Annotated in this window: 15 protein-coding genes; 6 read left to right on the top strand and 9 right to left on the bottom strand. The window is 67.1% G+C overall.

What is annotated here, in order from left to right; all coding sequences use genetic code 11:
• Nucleotides 1-4: 4 nt before the first annotated feature.
• On the top strand, nt 5-2,749 hold the full coding sequence (locus AQZ52_RS16825; RefSeq protein ID WP_067913633.1) for a beta strand repeat-containing protein: 2,745 nt from the start codon (nt 5-7) through the stop codon (nt 2,747-2,749).
• 22 nt (nt 2,750-2,771) lie between these two features.
• Here AQZ52_RS16825 and AQZ52_RS16820 read toward each other — a convergent pair whose 3' ends face one another.
• Nucleotides 2,772-3,779: an NADP-dependent oxidoreductase gene (locus AQZ52_RS16820; RefSeq protein ID WP_067913630.1), complete on the bottom strand. Its 1,008-nt coding sequence runs from the start codon at nt 3,777-3,779 to the stop codon at nt 2,772-2,774.
• 128 nt (nt 3,780-3,907) lie between these two features.
• Between AQZ52_RS16820 and AQZ52_RS16815 the strand changes: the two genes are divergently transcribed.
• Entirely contained in the window at nt 3,908-4,693 is a 786-nt protein-coding gene (locus tag AQZ52_RS16815) for a DUF4197 domain-containing protein (protein WP_067913627.1), read from the top strand.
• A 57-nt stretch (nt 4,694-4,750) separates the two neighbouring features.
• On the opposite strand, the gene AQZ52_RS16810 is transcribed toward AQZ52_RS16815, so the two are convergent.
• Nucleotides 4,751-7,453: an EAL domain-containing protein gene (locus AQZ52_RS16810; RefSeq protein ID WP_067913624.1), complete on the bottom strand. Its 2,703-nt coding sequence runs from the start codon at nt 7,451-7,453 to the stop codon at nt 4,751-4,753.
• 158 nt (nt 7,454-7,611) lie between these two features.
• Between AQZ52_RS16810 and AQZ52_RS16805 the strand changes: the two genes are divergently transcribed.
• From AQZ52_RS16805 to AQZ52_RS16795, 3 genes are all read left to right on the top strand, one after another.
• On the top strand, nt 7,612-8,448 hold the full coding sequence (locus AQZ52_RS16805; protein WP_240481725.1) for an alpha/beta fold hydrolase: 837 nt from the start codon (nt 7,612-7,614) through the stop codon (nt 8,446-8,448).
• Between the two features lie 105 nt (nt 8,449-8,553).
• A complete protein-coding gene (locus tag AQZ52_RS16800; RefSeq protein ID WP_067913621.1) occupies nt 8,554-10,314 on the top strand; it encodes an N-acyl-D-amino-acid deacylase family protein in 1,761 nt (586 codons plus the stop codon).
• A complete protein-coding gene (locus tag AQZ52_RS16795) occupies nt 10,314-11,327 on the top strand; it encodes a zinc-dependent alcohol dehydrogenase family protein (protein ID WP_205626504.1) in 1,014 nt (337 codons plus the stop codon). The genes AQZ52_RS16800 and AQZ52_RS16795 overlap by 1 nt, the downstream gene beginning before the upstream one ends.
• A 77-nt stretch (nt 11,328-11,404) precedes the next feature.
• On the opposite strand, the gene AQZ52_RS16790 is transcribed toward AQZ52_RS16795, so the two are convergent.
• From AQZ52_RS16790 to AQZ52_RS16760, 7 genes are all read right to left on the bottom strand, one after another.
• Nucleotides 11,405-12,817 (bottom strand): globin-coupled sensor protein, encoded by a 1,413-nt coding sequence (locus AQZ52_RS16790; RefSeq protein WP_067913620.1) that lies wholly within the window; start codon nt 12,815-12,817, stop codon nt 11,405-11,407.
• A gap of 122 nt (nt 12,818-12,939) precedes the next feature.
• Nucleotides 12,940-14,373, bottom strand: coding sequence for a methyl-accepting chemotaxis protein (locus tag AQZ52_RS16785; protein ID WP_082698211.1), 1,434 nt, complete (start codon nt 14,371-14,373; stop codon nt 12,940-12,942).
• Between the two features lie 160 nt (nt 14,374-14,533).
• Nucleotides 14,534-15,661: a DNA polymerase III subunit beta gene (gene dnaN / locus AQZ52_RS16780; RefSeq protein ID WP_067913619.1), complete on the bottom strand. Its 1,128-nt coding sequence runs from the start codon at nt 15,659-15,661 to the stop codon at nt 14,534-14,536.
• A 215-nt stretch (nt 15,662-15,876) separates the two neighbouring features.
• Nucleotides 15,877-16,398, bottom strand: a complete 522-nt coding sequence (locus AQZ52_RS16775; RefSeq protein WP_067913618.1) for a hypothetical protein — start codon at nt 16,396-16,398, stop codon at nt 15,877-15,879.
• A 7-nt stretch (nt 16,399-16,405) separates the two neighbouring features.
• Nucleotides 16,406-17,170, bottom strand: coding sequence for a 3-oxoacyl-[acyl-carrier-protein] reductase (gene fabG, locus AQZ52_RS16770; RefSeq protein WP_067913617.1), 765 nt, complete (start codon nt 17,168-17,170; stop codon nt 16,406-16,408).
• A gap of 2 nt (nt 17,171-17,172) precedes the next feature.
• A complete protein-coding gene (fabD, locus tag AQZ52_RS16765; protein ID WP_067913616.1) occupies nt 17,173-18,108 on the bottom strand; it encodes an ACP S-malonyltransferase in 936 nt (311 codons plus the stop codon).
• Nucleotides 18,109-18,137: 29 nt separating this feature from the next.
• Nucleotides 18,138-18,977 carry an LD-carboxypeptidase gene (locus AQZ52_RS16760; RefSeq protein WP_067913614.1) on the bottom strand — a complete coding sequence of 280 codons (840 nt, stop codon included), beginning with the start codon at nt 18,975-18,977 and terminating at the stop codon, nt 18,138-18,140.
• Between the two features lie 54 nt (nt 18,978-19,031).
• Here AQZ52_RS16760 and AQZ52_RS16755 point away from each other — a divergent pair, with 54 nt between their 5' ends.
• Nucleotides 19,032-20,462 carry a glutamate ligase domain-containing protein gene (locus AQZ52_RS16755; protein ID WP_067913612.1) on the top strand — a complete coding sequence of 477 codons (1,431 nt, stop codon included), beginning with the start codon at nt 19,032-19,034 and terminating at the stop codon, nt 20,460-20,462.
• The last annotated feature ends 16 nt before the right edge of the window (nt 20,463-20,478 follow it).

Genomic DNA, 20,478 nt, shown 5'->3' with positions numbered 1-20,478 from the left:
CGCCATGGCAAACACGATCACCGGCACCAGCCAGAACGACAACCTGCTGGGTTCGACCGGCGACGAGATCATCAACGCGCTCGGCGGCTTCGACACGATCACCGACTACGGCGGCAACGACACCCTGAGCGGGGGCGACGACCGCGACGTGCTGGTCTACGTCACCGACAACCTCGGCGTGACGGTCGACCTGGCGCGCAAGACCGCGCAGAACACCGGCGGCGCTGGGCTCGACACGCTCTCCTCGATCGAGGACATCACCTTGCTGACCGGGCGCGGCAACGACACCGTGTTCGGGACCAGCGGTGCCAACGTGATCAGCACCGGCCTCGGCAACGACACCGTCAATGCCCGCGGCGGCCTCGACATCATCATTGGCGGCAACGGCACCAAGCTGATCGACGGCGGCGACGGTTTCGACATGTTCGTATACCAGGCGGCCAAGGCGGCCGGGGTCTATCAGGGCGTCACGCTGTCGCTTGCGCTGCAGGGGACGGCGCAAGTCTCGGGCGGCCTGACCGTGACGCTGACGAACATCGAGTCGCTGATCGGCGGGCGCGGCGCCGACACGCTCACCGCCAGCGATGCCGGCAACTACCTCGGGGGCAATCTTGGCAACGATGTGCTGCAAGGCGGCGCGGGCAACGACTATCTGACCGGCGACGGGTACGTGACCACCTATACCCTCACGTACCCCAACTATATCGAGCCCGACGGCGGCGGCGACGACAAGCTCTATGGCAACGGCGGCAACGACCGGCTGTTCGGCGGCACGGGAGCCGATCTGCTTGATGGCGGCGCGGGCAATGACCAGCTCGACGGGGGCGCGGGCACCGACACGCTGGCGGGCGGTGCCGGCGATGATCTCTATTTCATCGACGGCAGCGGCGACACGATCACCGAAGCGGCGGGCGAAGGCACCGATACGGTTCGCAGCACCATAAGCTACACGCTGGGGGCCAACCTCGAGGTGCTGGTCCTGCTGGGCAAGGCGGCCAACGCCACCGGCAACGACGAGGACAACACGATCACCGGGACGGCGCTCGCCAACGTGCTCGACGGCGGCAAGGGCGCGGACACGATGTCCGGCGGCGGCGGGGCGGACATCTACTATGTCGACAACGTGGGCGACAAGGTGATCGAGGCAGGCCGGGGAACCGATCTGGTGATCGCCTCGACCGACTTCACACTGGCGGACAATGTCGAAAACCTCACGCTGACTGGTGCGGCCATCGCTGGGACGGGCAACGCCCTGAAGAACGTGCTGACCGGCACCGATGCCGACAACGTACTCGACGGCGGCGCGGGCCGCGACACGCTGATCGGCGGCGCGGGCAACGATACCTACCGGGTCGACATCGCCTCCGACAAGGTGGTGGAACTGGCCGGCGGCGGCATCGACACGGTCGAGTCGAGCGCCTTTTCCTTTGCGCTGGGCGCCCATACCGAGAACCTCACGCTGCGCGATGGTGCGGTGCGGGGCCTCGGCAACAGCCTCGACAACGTGCTGACCGGCAATGCTGCCGCCAATGTGCTCGACGGCAGGGGCGGCGCCGATACCATGGCGGGCGGCGCAGGCAACGACACCTACTACGTCGACCGCACCGGCGACACGGTGATCGAGACCGCGGACGGCGGATCCGATACGGTCTACGCCCGGACGAACTATGTGCTGGGCGCCAATGTCGAGGACCTTGTCCTCGTCGGCTCGGCGCGCAGCGGCACTGGCAACGATCAGGCCAACACGATCACCGGCAACGATCTTGGCAACGTGCTGGACGGCCGGGGCGGCGACGACACGCTGGTCGGCGGTCTGGGCGATGACACCTATGTGGTCGATTCAACCGGCGACGTGGTGGTCGAACTGGCCGGCCAGGGCAACGACACGCTCGTCACCTCGATCGGCGGCTACATGGGCGACTCCATGGAGAACATGACGCTGGTCGGTGGCGCGTTGTCCGGCGACGGCAACGATCTGGCCAATCACATCATCGGCAGCGATGGCAGCAACCGCATCGACGGCGGCGACGGTGACGACCTGATCGAAGGCCGCGGCGGCAACGACACCCTGATCGGCAACTACGGCTTCGACACGCTACTCGGCGGCGCGGGGGACGATATCCTCTATGATTCGATCCAGGCCGATACGCTGAAAGGCGGCACGGACAACGATACCTACCGGATCTTTGAAGACAGCAACACGATCATCGTCGAAAATGCCGGTGAAGGGACAGACACCGTCGAAGCCGCCATGCCCTGGACGCTCGGGGACAACATCGAGAACGGCGTCGCGATCGGGAACGATCCGCTTCATGGCAACGCGCTCGACAATGTGCTGAAAGTGGTTTCGGACCAGTTCGGCTATCTGTTCGGCGGAGACGGGAACGACACCCTGATCGGCGGCCGCGGCGCAGACAGCCTGCACGGCGAGGGCGGCGCGGATCGCTTCGTCATGCTGGCCGCCGCCGATTCCGGCACCACCCAGCTCTTTCCGGACGAGATCTTCGATTTCAGCGCGGCGCAAGGTGACAAGATCGACCTCAGCGCAATCGATGCCAACGGCGGCGCCGCCGGTGAAGGCAGGTTCCGTTTCATCGGTGCCTTCGACGGCACCGCCGGTGCCCTGATCGTGGTCGCCAAATCCGGAAACTGGGAAGTCAGCGCCGATATCAACGGCGACAAGTTGGCCGACATGAAGATCCTGGTCCACAGCGCGACGGCGCTGGTCGCTTCGGACTTCGTGCTTTAGCCGGCGACGCTTCCGGGCAGCCTCAGGGGCGCACCAGCATGTTGCCGGTGTGGCCGCCGGCAAACAGCAGCAGCAGCGCCTCGGCGAAGTGGTCGATGCCTTCGACCACGTGTTCGGGCAGCGTGAGCTGGCCCGCCTGCATCAGCGCGGCGATTTCCGCCTTCGCTTCCGGGAAGCGCGCGGCGTGGTGGGTGACGACGAAGCCCTTCATCACTGCGTTGCGTTCGGCGAGCTTGAGATAGTTGCGCGGCCCGCGCACGTTGCCGAGATCGGAATACTGCGAGATCGCACCGCAGATGGCGATGCGCGCACCAGCCGGGGCAAGGTTGGCGAGCGCCACGTCGAGGATCTCGCCGCCGACGTTGTCAAAGAACACGTCGATACCACCGGGTGCGGCGGCCGCGACTTCGGCGGCGAGATCGGCGTTCTTGTAGTCGATCGCGACGTCGGCCCCGAGCCTGTCCAGAAGATAGCGGCACTTGTCGGGCCCGCCGGCGGTGCCGATAACGCGGGCGCCGCGCGCCTTGGCGAGCATCACCACCATCGAGCCGACAGCGCCCGCCGCCCCCGAGACGAGCACGGTGTCTCCGGACCTGACCTCGGCCACCGCAACGAGGCCGACCCATGCGGTGAGCCCCGTGGTGAGGCCGAGGGGGCCGACGTAGTCCGCCGGCTGGAGGCTGTTCGACAGGTCGAGCCTGGTAAGCGCTGCGGCGGGAACCAGCGCGCGGGTCTGCGCGGCGAGCATGCCATAGACCCAATCGCCGACCGCGAGGGCCGGATCAGCGCTTTCCACCACCTGCCCCACGCCGAGCGCGCGGATGGTCGAGCCGAGATCGGCGGTTTCGTGGAAGCTGCCGGGGGTCAGGGTCGTGCGGATCCAGGCGTCCATCGAGAGCGTATCGACCCTCACCACGGCATGGCCCGCGGGCACATCCGCGATCGTGACATCCTCGATGCCGAAGTCCTCGAGCGCGGGCATCCCTTCGCGGTACTGCCGGATGAACACGCGGCGGTTGGTATGCGGCATGGGAAGCTCCGTGACAGGAGGGCAGATGCGCTTGGCTAGGTGCCGGCTGCTGGCACCGCCATTGCCATTTTGACTAGCGGAGCGCGGCCTTGCGGCGCAATGTGCCGTAACGGCTGCAGGAGAGGACCATGGCCATGCGGGCAAAGGCGATTGGAATGGGCGGAATGGGCGCATTGGCCGCCGGGATCGCGGTGCTTGCGGCAAGCAGCGCAGCGGCGCAATCGGCGCAGGATGCCGGCAGCCTGCTGGGCGCGATCCTGGGCCAGAGCGGCACCTCGAGCCCCGCGACCACCGCCGCGCCACCACCGGGCGTGACCCGCGACGAAGCCTCGGGCGGGCTCCGGCTCGCGCTCGGCAAGGCAGCGGAGCGGGTGGTGGCGCAGCTGGGCAGACCGGGCGGCTTTGCCGATGATCCGCGGGTGCGCATCGGCCTGCCGGGGGCGCTCGGCAAGCTGGACGGGCTATTCTCCGCGCTCGACCGCGCCGGCGTGGGGGGCGGGCTTTCGGCCAAGCTCAACGCGGCGGCCGAAGGCGCGGTGGGCAAGGCGCTGCCGCTGCTGAAAAGCGCGATCACGCGGATGACGCTGACCGACGCGCTCGGCGTTGTCACCGGCGGAGACACCTCGGCCACCGACTATTTCCGGCGAACGATGGGCCCGGACCTGCAGCAGGCAATGACCCCGGTGGTGGCGAAATCGCTCTCAGGCGTAAAGGCGTTCCAGGCGCTCGACAGCTTTACGGCGCGGAACAGCCTGATCGCGGGGCCGTTCGGCGCGCGGGACCTGACCGGCTATGTCACCGGCAAGGCGAGCGAGGCCGTGTTCCTCTGTCTCGGCGAGCAGGAGCGCGAGATACGGCGCAATCCGCTGGGCACCGGCAGCAAGCTGATCGCGAAGATCTTCGGGAAGGGATAGGTTTTTGCAAGACGCGCGGAAAGGGCGCGTTTTGAAGCGGCACCGGCCCGCTGCCCTTCACCCCACCTTGCGCTGGCCTGCGAACGGATCGGGCGGCGGCAGGGTAGACTTAATCGCCACCGCGGCAATGCGGCCATCCTCGTCGAGCCGCAACGGCTGCGAGAATTCGACACCCATGCGGTCGTCGCTCGCCCATCGGCATGTGGCGGTGACGATGTGGCCATCCGAGAGCTGGATGCGGAAGATCGTGCCCGGCGGGACGTTCCACAGGCCTTCGATAAGCGCGCCCGTGAGCGACATGTTGCGCACCGTGCCGTTGTAGCGGTGGCCGCCGTGATCGAGCACGACACGGCGCAGCATGGCCTGCCGCGTGGCACGGGCCGAGCGGGGACCACGTGCGATGGCGATGAGGCCGGTGGCAAGGCGGCTCGCGGTGTTTTCGGCCGAGAGCGGGCGTTCATAGATATAGCCCTGCACGTGGCTGCAGCCGAGCATGCGCACGAGATCGAGTTCGTCGAGCGTTTCCACGCCTTCCGCAGTCGTTTCCATGCCGAGCGCCTCGGCAAGGCTGACGATCGAGGCGATGATCGCGCCGTTGCGGCTGCCGGCCTGGGTTGCCCCGCGCACGAAGGACTGATCGATCTTGATCTTGTCGAACGGCGCGCGCTTGAGATAACCGAGCGAGGAGTAGCCGGTGCCGAAATCGTCGAGCGCGAGGCGCACGCCGATACCCTTGAGGGCGCGGAACATCGCCTCGGTCGCGGTATCATCGCCGAGGAACACGCTTTCGGTGATTTCCAGTTCGAGCCGTTCGGGCTCCACGCCGGCCGAGGCCAGCGCGCTGGTGACCATCGAAGGCAGCGCCGGATTGGCGAACTGCAGCGGCGAGACGTTGACCGCGACGCGCACGTCGGACGGCCACCGGGCGAGGTCCTGGCAGGCCGTGCGCAGCGCCCATTCGCCGATGGTGACGATGAGCCCTGCGTCTTCCGCAATCGGCACGAACTTGCCGGGCGAGATGAAACCGTGCTGCGGATGGTTCCAGCGCAGCAGCGCCTCGAAGCCGGTGATCCGCTCGGTCGCGGTCTGCACGACGGGCTGGTAGTAGAGCTCGAGATTGCCGTGGGTGATCGCGTCGCGCAGGTCTTCCTCGAGCTGACGGCGTTCCTCGGCATCGCTGTGGAGATCGGCGGCGTAGAAGTGGTAGCGGCCACGCCCGGCATCCTTGGCAGCATAGAGCGCAAGGTCGGCGTTACGGATCAGCGCTTCGCTGGTGACGCCGTCGTCCGGTGCGAGCGCGATGCCGACCGAAGCGCCGATCATCACGCGGCTGCCGTCGATGGAATAGGCCTGGCTCAATTGCTCGATGATGCGCCCGGCCAGATGGGCGAGCTGCTCACGCGCGATCTTGCCGGCTAGGATGACCTGGAATTCGTCGCCGCCGAGGCGCCCGACCCGGCCGACCGTGCCGATCACCCGCTCCAGCCGCTGCGCCACCTGCTTGAGCAGGGCATCGCCCGCAGGGTGGCCGAGCGTATCGTTGACCTGCTTGAAGCGGTCGAGATCGAGGAGGAAAACGGCGCAGGCGCGGTGCTGCTCGCCCGGCGCGGTGAGGATCTTCTCCAGCGTCTGCGACATCTGGAAGCGGTTCGAGAGGCCGGTGAGCGAATCGAAATGGGCAAGGCGCGAGGCGTGTTCCTGGGAGCGCCGCTTTTCGGTCAGATCGGTGCCCGAGCCGCGGAACCCCTGGAAATTGTTGAACGCATCGTAGGTCGGCCGGCCAGTGACCGACCACCAGCGCTCTTCGTCGCGGGCCGCCGCGCGCACCGCGAGTTCGCTGAAGCTGGAGCGGGCCGAGAGATGGAAGGCCAGCGTGCGTTCGCCCTCGCCCGATTGTTCGGAGAGGTTGAACAGTTCGGCAAACGGGCGGCCGATGAAATGGTCCACGTCGCGGCCCAGCACGTCTGCAACCGGGCGCGAGAGATAGGTGATAAGGCCGCGCCGGTCGGTTTCCCAGAACCAGCCCTGCCCGGTCTCCTCGTAATCGGCGAGGATTTCCTCGGCGCGGGTCTGGAGCCGCACGCCTTCCTCGACCGCGATGCGCAGCTTGAGATCGATCTCGCGCTGACGCAGGTAGGCCGCGACCGCGATGACGCCGCCGATCACCATCGATGTGATGCCGCCTGCCAGACTGTTGACCCAGGTGACACCGGACCACATGGCGACTTCGGCGGTGAGCATACCGGCCAGACGGCCCGATTCCGTGACGGTGGCCAGCAGCGAGATGGTCACGAGCAGCGCGAGCGCCTGAACCCATGGCAATTGGCCACTTGCCGCCCACAGCCCGATGGCAACGCCATAAATGAACAGCGGAATGCCGATCGACGCCCCCATCAGCAGCATGCGCACTGCTGTCGGGTGCTCCCTGCTTTCCTCGTAGGTCGAAGTGAAGCGCGCGACAAACAGCAGCGCGGAGGCGAGCAGCGCAAGGGTAGGCGCAATGATCGGCCAGATCGACCAGTTCGCGATGGCAAGGCCTAGTACCCCCAGTACCATCGGCAGGGCCATGTGCGGCCATTCGCGCGCGATCAGCCCGCGCCCGGGCCCGGTCCCGAAGAGGAAGGCCGCCCCCGCGACATCGGCCCGGCTGACCGGCGCACTCGGCACGCGCTCGCGCCGGCGCTGCGTCCGCGCGAAATCGCGTGGCACGCGCGTCGGTTCGGCCGGCAAAGCGGCGGGATCCGCGGGCGGTTGGTTCATCAAGGTCAAATGCGCTTAACTGCTTTGAGAAACCGTTAAACGCCTGCCCGATTCGGACCTTTTTCCCGCAGATTTCCGGAGGTTTTCTTTTGCTTGGCACGACAGGCTGCTAGGGGGACAGGCAAGCCTCTGTTCTGCATGATTGCCAAGGATTTCGCGTGGCCACGACCGCCAGTTTTACGATGATCGGCGTTGCCGGACGGCGGCTCCGGGTGGGGCATTGGTACGCACAAGGCGGGGGACATGCCCAGCCGGCCGGACGAGCCACGGGCGCAAGGCCGCCCGCCCGCCCGCTCGTGATCCTGGGCGGCATCGGCATGAACATGGAAATGCTCGAGCCCATCGCGAGCCGCCTGCCGGACCGCCGCGTGCTGAGTTTCGACATGCCCGGGATCGGCGGCTCGCCCGATCCGATCTTTCCCTACACGATCCCCCACATGGCGCTGACGCTGGCCGCGCTGCTCGACCGGCTGCGGATCGACCAGGTAGATCTGCTCGGCATCAGCTGGGGCGGCGCGGTGGTGCAGCAGTTCGCTTTCCAGCACCGCACGCGCACCGGCAAGCTGGTGCTGGCGGCGACGTCCGCCGGGAGCACGATGATCCCCGGCACCCCCTCTCTCCTGAGCCAGATGCTTGATCCGATGGAATATTCCGTCGAGAAAGCACTGCGCCGCAATCTTGCGATGTTCTACAATGGCGGCGGCGCGGACCGCGTTTCGCTGAACGCCGCAACGGCCCCTTCCCCGCTTGGCTGGAGCTGCCAGCTGGCGTCCTTCGCGGGGTGGAGCAGTGCCGCGTTCCTCCCGCTGCTGGGCATGCCCGTACTCGTCATGGGGGATACGGACGATCAGCTGATCCCGCCGGCGAACATCCATTTCCTCCACAATGCGATCCCCGGCAGCAAGCTGGAGATGACCGAAGGCGGCGGGCACCTGTTCATGCTGGCACGGCCGGACGCCTTTATCAGCAAACTGACCGGGTTCCTTGACGGGTGAGCCCAGGCGGACGTTGACCGGAGGGCCAACCTCTGACTTAATCGTTCAGTTAAACGTGTATGCCGCCACGATGAGTCGGCAGCGCGGGGAAAGAGGAGCCTGCCGATGCCGAACTTTGGGCCGAGCTATGATCTCATCATCCGGGGAGGAACCATCGTTGATGGTACTGGCCGTCCGCGGTTTACCGGCGATGTCGCCGTGCAGGGCGGCCTGATTGCCGCCGTGGGCAAGGTGACCGGCACAGCAAAGCGCGAGATCGATGCCGAGGGCAAGGTCGTTGCGCCGGGCTGGGTCGACATTCACACGCACTATGACGGGCAGGCGACCTGGGACCAGGAAATGGCGCCAAGCTCGTGGCACGGCGTGACCACGGTGGTGATGGGCAACTGCGGCGTGGGCTTTGCGCCTGCCGCGCCGGACCGCCACGAATGGCTGATCGGGCTGATGGAAGGCGTGGAGGACATCCCCGGCACCGCCCTTGCCGAAGGGCTCAAGTGGGACTGGGAGAGTTTCCCCGAATACCTCGATGCGCTGGAGCGCCTGCCGCGCAGCGTGGACGTGGCGACCCACGTGCCGCACGGTGCCGTGCGCGCCTATGTGCTGGGCGACCGCGAGAAGCCGGGGGCGATCCCGACGGACGAAGACATTGAAGCCATGGCGAAAATCGTCGAGGACGGGGTGCGCGCGGGCGCGCTCGGCTTCTCGACCAGCCGGACGGTGATCCACAAGTCCATCGACGGCGAAGTGGTGCCCGGCACAACGGCAACCGCCGAGGAGCTGATCCGCATCGGCCGCGCCATGGGCCGCGTCGGCCACGGCGTGTTCGAAATGGCGAGCGACATGAAGCGCGAGTGGGACGAGTTCGGCTGGATGGGCGCGCTGAGCCGCGAGACCGGCCTCCCCGTCACGTTCGCGGCGCTGCAATCGATCGCAAAGGAACTGCCGCTTTCGGAGCAGATCGAGGAAATGACCCGCCAGAACGCAGCGGGCGCCAACATCGTTGCCCAGATCGCGCTGCGCGGCAACGGCATCGTGATGAACTGGCGCGGGACAGTGCATCCCTTCATGTTCCGGCCGACCTGGACCGCACTTGCGGCGATGCCATGGGAAGACCAGCTCGCCCACCTCGCCGATCCGGTGATCAAGAGCACCCTGCTCGCGGAAACCAATGCCTATCCCGAGAGTGACATCGTCCACCTCTATCGCGTGATCGGCGAAGGCTGGGCCAACCAGTACGAGATGGACGCGGATTTCGACTACGAGCCGCAGGCCGATGCGAGCATCGCCGCGCGCGCGGCAGCCAAGGGCGTCACGCCCGAAAGTTATGCCTATGACCTGATGCTGGCGGACGGCGGCACCGGCTTCATCTATCTGCCGATCCTCAACTATGCCGATGGCAACCTCGATTTCCTCGAGGCGCTCCAGACCCGGGACGATTGCGTGAACTCGCTTTCGGACGGCGGCGCGCATTGCGGCACGATCTGCGATGCGGCCTCGCCCACCTTCATGCTCCAGCACTGGGTGCGCGATCGCAAGCGCGGTGGGCGGCTTTCGCTGGAGCAGGCGGTGAAGCGGCAGTGCCACGATACCGCGAGGCTCTACGGCATGAACGACCGCGGCGTGATCGCGCCGGGTGCGCTCGCCGACCTCAACGTGATCGACATGGAGGCGCTGAAGCTCGGCAAGCCGTGGCTGGCGTTCGACCTCCCCGCAGGCGGCAAGCGGCTGCTGCAGAAGGCGGATGGCTACGTCTACACGATCAAGTCGGGCGAAGTGACGTTCGAGAATGGCATCTGGACGGGCGCGGTGCCCGGCGTGCTGGTGCGCGGGCCGCAACAGGCCGAAATGCTGGAGGCAGCAGAATAATGAGTATTTCCGCAATCCGTATCGGCGCCCCGGCGACACTCGACAGCCTGCATCTCGACAAGCTGCCCGACGTTGGCGATCCCGGCCCGGGCGAGATCCGCGTGCGGCTGCGCGCCTCCTCGCTCAATTTCCACGATTTCGCGGTGGTGACCGGCATGCTGCCCGCCGCGCCTGGGCGCATTCCGATGTCGGACGGCGCGGGCGAGGTCGTGGCGGTAGGCGAAGGCGTGACGGCCTATGCGCCGGGCGACCTCGTGGTCTCGACCTTCTTCACCAACTGGGATGACGGCACTCCGCCTGCAACCGCCTTCACCACGGTGCCGGGGGATGGCATCGACGGCTATGCGCGCGAGGAAATCGTCGCGCCTGCGAACTGGTTCACCCGCGTGCCCAAGGGCTATTCAGCGGCCGAGGCGGCGACACTGACCTGCGCCGGGCTGACCGCATGGCGCGCGCTGTTCGTGGACGGCGTGGTAAAGCCCGGCTCGACCGTGCTGGTGCAGGGCAGCGGCGGCGTTTCGATCTTCGCGCTGCAGTTTGCCAAGGCCGCGGGCGCGCGGGTGATCGCGACCAGCTCGTCCGATGCCAAGCTGGAGCGGATGCGCGCGCTGGGAGCGGACGAGACAATCAACTACAAGGACGTGCCCGCCTGGGGCCTCAAGGCGCTGGAACTGACGGGCGGCGCGGGCGTGGACTGCGTGGTAGAGATCGGCGGCGCGGGCACGCTCGACCAATCGATGATGGCCAGCGGCGTGGGCGGCCATGTCGCGCTGATCGGCGTGCTGGCGGGCTTTGCGGGCCCCGTGCAGACCGCGCTGCTGATGGCCAAGAACCTGCGCGTGCAAGGCCTCACCGTGGGCAGCCGCGCGATGCAGGAGGGCATGATCGCCGGGGTGGAGGCGAACGGCATCAAGCCGGTGATCGACAGTCACTTCCCGCTGGCGGATCTGGCCGGGGCCTTCCGCCATCAGGCAAGCAACACCCACTTCGGCAAGATCGTCGTCGATATCTGAGGCCGCCGCAAGGTCTGGCAATCGGATCGGGGCCAGCCGAGGGGGCAGGCCCCGTTCCGGTTGCCCCGGCCCGATTTCTAGGCCACGCGCCGCAGCGCCTGCAACCGCTCCGCGCTCTCCAGCTTGAAGAAGCTCACGAGGCTGGCCATGCGGTCGGCCTCGTTGGCCAGGCTGCGCGAGGAGGCGCTGGCTTCCTCGACCATGGCCGCATTCTGCTGCGTCATGCGGTCGAGTTCGCGCACGGTTTCGCGCACTTCGCTGATGTTGGTGGCCTGTTCGCTGGCAGCGCTGGCAATCGTGCTGGCGAGCCCCGCCACTTCGCCGACCTTGCTGACGATGCGGGCGAACGTATCGCCGGTCTGGCCGACCAGCGCGACGCCGCGCTCGACCTGGCTGGCGCTATCACTGATCAGTTTCTTGATATCGAGCGCGGCATCGGCCGAGCGCTGGGCGAGCGCGCGCACTTCATTGGCGACGACCGCAAAGCCGCGGCCCGCCTCCCCTGCGCGGGCGGCCTCGACCCCGGCGTTGAGCGCAAGCAGGTTGGTCTGGAACGCGATCCCGTCGATCAGCGCGATGATCTGGCCGATTTCCTGCGCGGAACTGCGGATATCCCGCATGGCACCGACAGCGTCCTCGACAACCGCACCGCCAGCGCGCGCTTCGGTGTGCGCCTGCTCGATCGAATCGTGCATGTGGATGGCATCCTGCGCCGTCTGGGCAACCGAATCCGAGAGATTGGCGGTGGCTGCCGAGGCCTGTTCGAGGCTGGCGGCCTGCTGCTCGGTCCGGCGGGACAGATCGAGCGAGGCCTGCCGGATATCGCGCGCACCGACATCGACAGCCTCGGACGCCGCGCCGGTCTGCAGCAAGGTCTCACCGACCTTGCGGCGCATTTCTTCGAAATCGCGGTGGACCTCTTCGTATCCTGGACCGAGCGCCTCGAGCGGGGTGGCGAAATCGCCGCCGGCCATGCGCCGCAGCGCGGTGCCGAGCGTTTCGGTCACCAGCGTGCGGGCCTTCTTCTCGGCCGCCTCGAAGTAGGTCGAAAGCGCGATGTCCATATCGAGCATGGCCATCTTGATGAGCGTGCCGATCAGGCGGGCATGGCGGCGGCCGATTGCGCCCGACATCGCGACGACGACTTCATCCAGCACGGCGGCATAGGCACCGATATACCATTGCGGCTCCAGCCCGATACGCGAGTGGACGTGGCCGATCTTGGCGCCGCTTTCGAAGGTGTGAGCATCGACCCGGCGCGAGAACATCTCGGCCCAGTGCTCCATCTGCTTAGCCTTGGCATGCTCCATCATGCCGCGCGATGAGAAGAACCCGGCGGTTTCGGGTGTTGCGTCAATCTGGCGGTAAAGCCGTTCAAGAGCCGCAGGCGCGTGGCGTTTGACCTGCTTGCCAACCTCGGCGAAGCGGCCGGTATCGTCCTCGGAAATGTTGAAGAAGGCGACTTTGCGGCTGACTTCCTGATGATCCATCTGAAGTACCTCGGGTGCGGAATAGACCTCGACGCCATACCCGACATCAACTTACGACGCTCTTCGGCCCAATTCGGGGGAAACCCGCATCGGATCGACTGGAGCGCGTTAACCAGCGGCGCTCACGCCGCGCGGCGCAGGGACGCTTCGCCGGGCGGAGCGGCACTGTCATTGAGCGCAAAGCGGCCGACAAGCGCGGCCATGCGGTCTGCCTCTCCTGCAAGATTGCGCGAGGCGGCGGTCGCTTCCTCGACCATTGCGGCGTTTTGCTGGGTCATGACGTCAAGTTCGCGCACGGTCTCGCGGACCTGGCCGATATTGGCGGCCTGCGTGCTGGCGGCCTGCGTGCTGGCGGCCTGCGCAATGTTGCTGGCAAGCGCCGCTATCTCGCCGACCTTGCCGACAATCCGGGCGAACGTGTCGCCGGTCTGGCCGACCAGCGCGACACCGCGCTCGACCTGGACCGAGCTCTGCCCGATCAGTTTCTTGATATCAAGCGCAGCCTCGGCGGAACGCTGGGCGAGCGCGCGCACTTCGTTGGCAACAACGGCAAAGCCGCGTCCGGCATCTCCGGCGCGCGCCGCCTCGACCCCGGCATTAAGCGCCAGCAGGTTGGTCTGGAAGGCAATGCCATCGATCGTGGCAATGATCTTGCCGATTTCCAGCGCGGAATCGTGGATGTCGGTCATGGCGTGAACCGCCTCGTCGACCACACCGCCGCCCGCCTGCGCATCGCCATGCGCGGCCTGCACCGAATCATGGAGGTGCGCGGCATCGCTGGCCGTGCTGCCAACACTGGCGGCAAGCGCGGTCATCGCGGCGGAGGCTTCCTCGAGACTGGCGGCCTGCTGCTCGGTGCGGCGCGCGAGATCATCCGACGCCTGGCGAATTTCCTGCGCGCCGACATCGACCGCGCGGGACGTCTGCGTGACATCTCCGAGCGCAGCGCCGACTTGCGCGCGCATCGTCTCGAAATCATCGTGGATGGAGGCGAATTCCGGCGGCAGCGCTTCCAGCGGGGAGCTGAAATCGCCATCGGTCATGCGCTTCAGCGATGCCCCCATGGCATCGATCACCTTGCTGCGGCGCTCCTCCTCGACCGCAAAATAGGTCTCGACCGCAATTTCCATGTCGAGCAACGCCATTTTGACGAGCGTGGCGATCTTTCGGGCCTGGCCTTTCGCGAGGGGGCCTGCCAGCCCCTCGATGATCGGCCCGAGCACGCTTGCGTAAGCCCCGATGTACCACTGCGGCGCGAGGCCGATGCGGGCGTGGACTTTGCCCACCTTCTCGGCACGCGCGAAATAGGCTGCGTTCGCGCCACCGCTGAAGAGCGTCTGCCAATGTTCGATCTGCTTGGCACGGGCCGACGCCATCGCCACCTGCGAGGAGAACTGGCGCGCTGTCTCGGGTGTGGCGGCGATGCGCGCGTAAAGCTGATCAAGCGCCTTGGGGCCGGTTCGCGCAACGACAGCGCCAACGTTCGGGAAGGCTGCCCGATCCTTCTCACCGATCGAGAAGAAGGCGAGCTTGGCCGCTATGTCGCGCTGTTCCAATGGGAGGTTCCTTTCTCGGAAGCGTCCCGGAAACGATACGACACATCTTGTCCGTATGCCTGAAAGGGCAACTAGTATGCATACCAGAGCTTGCGTGACTTGCTCCGTTAAGCACGATGCTGGCGAAGCGCCCCCGAAACGGGGGCGCTCCCTGCCAGAACTACACCCGCATCGGCATCAGCACATAGAGCGCGGCCGACTTGTCATCCTTGCGGATCAGCGTCGGCGCGCCGGCGTCGGCGAGGTGCAGTTCCACGATGTCGCCGTCGATCTGGCTGAGGATGTCCTTGAGATAGTTGGCGTTGAAGCCGATCTCGAAGCCGGCCGCACGGTACTCTGCGGCGATTTCCTCGGCTGCGGTGCCGTTTTCCGGGCTGGTGACCGAGAGCGTGACCTTGTCGTTCTCGAGCGCCATCTTGACCGCACGGGTCTTTTCCGTGGCGATCGTGGCGACGCGGTCAACGCCTTCGAAGAAGCTGCGCGGATCGAGGCGGAGCAGCTTGTCGTTGCCGGTGGGAATCACGCGGCTGTAATCGGGGAATGTGCCGTCGATCAGCTTGCTGGTGAGCACGACGCCGTGTTCACCGCCAAGCGTGAAGCGCACCTTGCTGGCCGAGAGATCGACGAGCACGGCGGTATCGAGCACGTCTTCGAGCAGCTTCCTGAGTTCGCCCACGCATTTGCGCGGCACGATCACGTCGGGCATGCCCTCGGCGCCATCCGGCCGGGCAATGGTGTAGCGCGCGAGGCGGTGGCCGTCGGTTGCGGCGGCCTTGAGCACGGGCTGCGCCTCATCCGCGACGTGGAGGAAGATGCCGTTGAGGTAGTAGCGGGTTTCCTCGGTCGAGATCGCGAAGCGGGTGCGGTCGATCAGTTCGGCCAGCGTGCGCGCCGGAATCTCGAAGCTGGTCGGCAGATCGCCTTCGACGATGACCGGGAAATCGTCACGCGGGAGCGTGGGCAGCTGGAAGCGGCTGCGCCCGGCCTTGACGACCATGCGGCCATCGGCGGCATCGAGGCTGACCTGGCTGCCATCGGGCAGCTTGCGCGCGATATCGAAGAGAAGGTGTGCGGACACGGTGATCGCGCCGCCGCGCTCAACCTCGCGCGCGGGCATCGTCTCGATGATCTGCAGATCAAGGTCCGTCGCCATCACCCGCACCGAGCCATCGGGCGAAGCCTCGATCAGCACGTTCGAGAGGATCGGAATGGTGTTGCGCCGCTCCACCACCGATTGCACATGGGACAGGCAGCGTAGCAAGGTCGCGCGTTCGATCGTGGCCTTCATTCTCGTCTCGTGTCCCCCGCCCGGGCCGATCCGCATCGAGGACCGGTCAGGGCCGTCTGGCTGGCAGCTTCGCAGCGGCGGAATCGCCCGCGAAGACTGGTTGTTGCTGGACCACCTTCCTTAACGCGCGCCCCGGCGCGGGCAAGCGCAACCCGCCTCAGCAACGGCGAAGCTGTGCATAAATGCAACGAAATCGGCGAGGTTGGTGTGAAGGGTCAATCAAGCGCGCGCAAGGCATCGAACATCTGCGCGGTGGCGGCGATCCACGCGGTAATCAGACCCCAGCCGACCGGGGTCACCTTGGCCGGATCCTTGCCGGTTTCGGCAAGCGCATTGGCGATGCGGCGCAGATCACCTTGCGTGACCTGCGTGGCCGGATTGTTGGCATTGCCTGGGCCGATATCGAGCGCCTTGTCGATGAGACCGGAGGGGATGCCTTCAGCCTTGAGCCGTGCATCGAGCCCATCGCGCGCCATGCGGCCGAGCACATAGCCGAAATAGGCACTGCGCTCCTTCTCGCCAAGGAACTGGTCGGCCGCACAGCGATCGACGAGGGCATGCAGCACATCGAGCGCAGGCTTGTTCTTCGCTTCGTCGAGCGTGAGCAGGGTGTCGGCAAGCTGCGCGTCGAGCCCCTCGGGCGCGGCGAGGACCGCGCAGGCAAGCGCCTGCGGCGCGCGGGCCTGTGCCGTGAGCGGCGTGGCGGCCAGCGCCAGAAGGAGCGCGGCGCGCCACATGGAAAGGTCAGGACAGCATCGCCATGCCGCCGTTCACATGCAGCGTCTGCCCCGTCATGTAGCCCGCATCGCGGCTGGCGAGATAGGCGACCGCAGCGCCGATATCGGCCCCCTCGCCCATGCGGCCCATCGGAATGCGCGCATTGAGGGCATCCTTTTGCGCATCGGGGAGAACGTCGGTCATCGCGGTGCGGATGAAGCCTGGAGCGACGCAGTTTACCGTGATGCCGCGCGTGGCGAGTTCCTGCGCGAGGCTCTTCGACATGCCAACGAGGCCGGCCTTGGCGGCGGCATAGTTGATCTGCCCGGGATTGCCCGTCGCGCCAACCACGCTGGTGATCGTGATGATGCGGCCGAAGCGCGCCTTCATCATCGGCTTGGACGCTGCGCGCATGAGGCGGAAGGCTGCTTCGAGATTGACGCGGATGACCGCATCCCACTCCTCATCCTTCATGCGCATCGCCAGGTTGTCACGCGTGATGCCGGCATTGTTGACGAGAATGTCGACCTTGCCGAGTGTGTCGATCGCGGCGGGCACGAGATGCTCGACCTGTTCGGTGTTCGAAAGATCGCAGGTGATCTCGACGTGATCGTGACCGTACGTGTCGTTGAGCTCTTCGCGGAACGCGCGCAGCTTGGACGGATTGGTACCCGAGAGCGCGAGGCGCGCGCCCTGCCGGGCAAGCGCGTGGCTGATCGCCGAACCGATGCCGCCGGCGGCGCCGGTGACGAGGGCAGTCATGCCGGTCAGATCGAAGAGGCGGTTTTCCATGCTTAGAGTTCCTTCGCGAAGGCTTCGATATCGGCCATGCTGACGACGCTGGCAACCGCGACGTCGGCGACCGTGCGGGTGATCATCGGGCCGACGACCTTGCCGCCGAGTTCGGCGAAATGCGTGACGCCCGCCGCGCCGAGCGCGATCATGCTTTCGCGCCAGCGGACGCGGCCGGTTACCTGCTCGACGAGCAGCCGGCGGACTTCGGCGGGGTCGGTCACGGGGGCAGCGGTGACATTGGCCATGAGGGTGACGCGCAAGGGGCCCGGGGGGGTGCGCTCCAGCGCCTCAGCCATCGCCTCGGCTGCCGGCTGCATCAGCGGGCAGTGGAAGGGAGCCGAGACCGGCAGCAGCATGCCGCGCTTGATACCGTGGTCCTTGACCATGGCAATCGCGCGCTCGATCGCGCCGGTGTGGCCCGAGAGCACGACCTGACCGGGTGCGTTGTCGTTGGCAACGGTACAGACCTCGCCCTCGGCAGCGGCGGCGGCCAGCGCGGTGGCCTGGTCGATTTCGGCACCAAGCAGCGCGCACATCGCGCCTTCGCCCACCGGCACCGCGGCTTGCATGGCTTGCCCGCGCAGGCGCAGCAGGCGGGCGGTATCGGCAAGAGAGAAGGCGCCGGCGGCGCAGAGCGCGGTATATTCGCCAAGGCTGTGGCCGGCGACGAACTGCGCCTTGTCGGCCAGCACGAGGCCGCATTCCTTTTCCAGCACGCGCAGCACGGCGATGGCATTGGCCATGATCGCGGGCTGGGCGTTGGCCGTGAGCGTGAGTTCGTCCGCGGGCCCTTCGGTCATCAGTGCGAAGAGCTTCTGGCCGAGCGCGTCATCGACTTCCTCGAAAACCTCGCGTGCGGCGGCGCTGGCGGCGGCAAGCTCTGCCCCCATGCCCAGCTTCTGACTGCCCTGCCCCGGAAAAACGAATGCCCGCATCAAAACACTCCTGCTGTGAAGCAGCGCGCCTAGTGTTTCGCGGGGGGTGGCTCAAGCCCGAACATGACAATCCTGTTATCAACATCGTGCCCGATATCGGCCCGGCCAAGGTAGGGAATGCCGCCGCGGGCGCACCAATGGCGGGCGATGGCTTCAGCGTCGCAGCCGAAGGGGACGTCGTTTTCAGGCACATCGCCGAGGCGGCCGAGGCGCAGGCCGGCCACGCCGCGCAGCTGCGCGGTGACGTGGAAGAACAGGCGATCGACGGCGTAGAGGTGTTCGGACACCTCCTCGACCATCACGACATGGCCGGAAAGATCGGGCATCAGCGGGGTGCCGCAGAGCATGGCGAGCGTGGTGAGGTTGAACGCGGCGCGGGGGCAGCCTTCGTCCTCGGCAGGCGCTTCGCCCGCGCGGTCTCCGGCCACCCAGCGCAGCGCGCGCAGGACCGCCTCCGCCCCGCCTTCGCGGCGGATATCGCCGGGCATGGGCGCGTGGACGGGCCGGCCGATCCCGGCGCGGTAGAGGGCGGCGAGGAGGTAGCCGGTATCGGAATAGCCAAGGAAAGCCTTGCCGCGCGCGGCTTCGCCCAGCTGCGCGGTGGCCGCCTCGGCAATGCGGTTGGAGCCATAGCCGCCGCGCGCGAACCACACCGCATCAAACGCGGGATCGTTCGCGCAGGCGGCAAAGGCGGCGAGGCGCTCCTCATCGCTGCCGGCGAAGTGGCCCTGTTCCAGAAAGCACTGCGGGTGGAAGTCGAGCTCGACACCGGGCACCTCGGCCGCCAGCGCGGAGACGGCGGCGGCATCCTGCCGGGTGATCGGCCGGGCCGGCGCGCAGATGGCGATGCGAACGGGTGAGCGGGGCATGACGTTTCCTAACCCGGTTGCGCTCGGGCACAAGGGCGCATACCGCTTTGCCCCATGAGCACGGACGCGCCCGCAGACCTTACCGCACACCCCTGGTTCTTTTGCGGCATCGGCGGTTCGGGAATGCTGCCGCTGGCGCTGATCCTGAAAGGCAAGGGCGCGGTGGTTGCCGGATCGGACCGCAGCCGTGATCAGGGGCGCACACCGGAAAAGTTCGCCTGGCTGGAAAGCCTGGGGTTCGTACTCCACCCGCAGGACGGCAGCGGCATCACCTCGGCCGATCAGATCCTGGTCGCCTCCGCCGCCGTGGAAGACACCGTGCCCGAGATGGTCCGCGCCGCCGCCCTGGGATGCCGGCGGATGCGGCGGGCGGACCTGCTCTCGGCTTTATTCAACGCGGCGCCGATCGGCATCGCCGTGGGCGGGACCAGCGGCAAATCGACCGTGACGGGGATGCTGGGATGGATCCTCACCGCCTGCGGGCGCGATCCGACGATCATGAACGGCGCGGTGATGAAGAACCTCGCCAGTCCCGATGCGCCCTTTGCGAGCGCGCGGGTGGGCGGCGCGGAGGCGCCGTTCGTATCCGAGGTGGACGAGAGCGACGGGTCGATCGCCGCCTACCGGCCGACGATCGCGGTGCTCAACAACGTGAGCCTCGATCACAAGAGCATGGAGGAACTGCGCAGCCTGTTCGGCGACTTTCTGGCGCGGGCCGGCACGGCGGTGGTCAACGGTGACGATCCGGAAAGCGCGGCACTCGCCAGCCGGGCGTTAGGCGGTGCGCTCACTTTTGGCATAGGCCGCAGCGATGTGGACTTTGGCGTGGCGGAGGGCAGCGTGGCCGAATCGCCGCTGGGGATCGACGCGGTGATCGAACATCGCCGGACCGGCGAGCGGCATCCCCTCGCGCTCAAGGTGCCGGGGCGCCACAACCTGGCCAATGCGCTGGCGGCGCTGGCGGCAGCCCATGCCGCCGGGGTGCCGCTGGGCGATGCGGTGCGGGCGCTGGAGGGCTATGCCGGCCTTGCGCGGCGGTTTGACGTGGTGGGGACGAGCCCTGGCGGCGTGACGGTGATCGACGACTTCGGACACAATCCGGAAAAGGTCGCCGCGACACTCGCCACCCTGAAGGCGCATCCTGGCCGGGTGATCGCGTTCTTCCAGCCGCACGGGTACGGCCCGCTGCGCCAGATGGGTGCGGAACTGGCCGAGGTGCTGGCCACCCGGCTGGGGCCGGACGACCGCACGATCCTGTGCGATCCGGTCTACTTCGGCGGCACGGTCGACCGGTCGGTTGGCAGCGAGCGCATCGTCGAGCTGGTCCGGGCACAGGGCGGCACGGCGGAGCATATCCCGGCCCGCGAGGACTGCGCGGCCCGCATCGCCGCGGTCGCCCGGCCGGGCGACCGCGTGGCGATCATGGGCGCGCGGGATGATACGCTGACGGCGTTCGCCCTCGATCTGCTGGCCCGGCTGCCCTGAAAAGGGAGCCGCCGGG

It is taken from the genome of Novosphingobium fuchskuhlense (genome assembly GCF_001519075.1).
Lineage (GTDB): Bacteria > Pseudomonadota > Alphaproteobacteria > Sphingomonadales > Sphingomonadaceae > Novosphingobium > Novosphingobium fuchskuhlense.
This window is presented reverse-complemented; position numbering and strand designations above follow the sequence as displayed.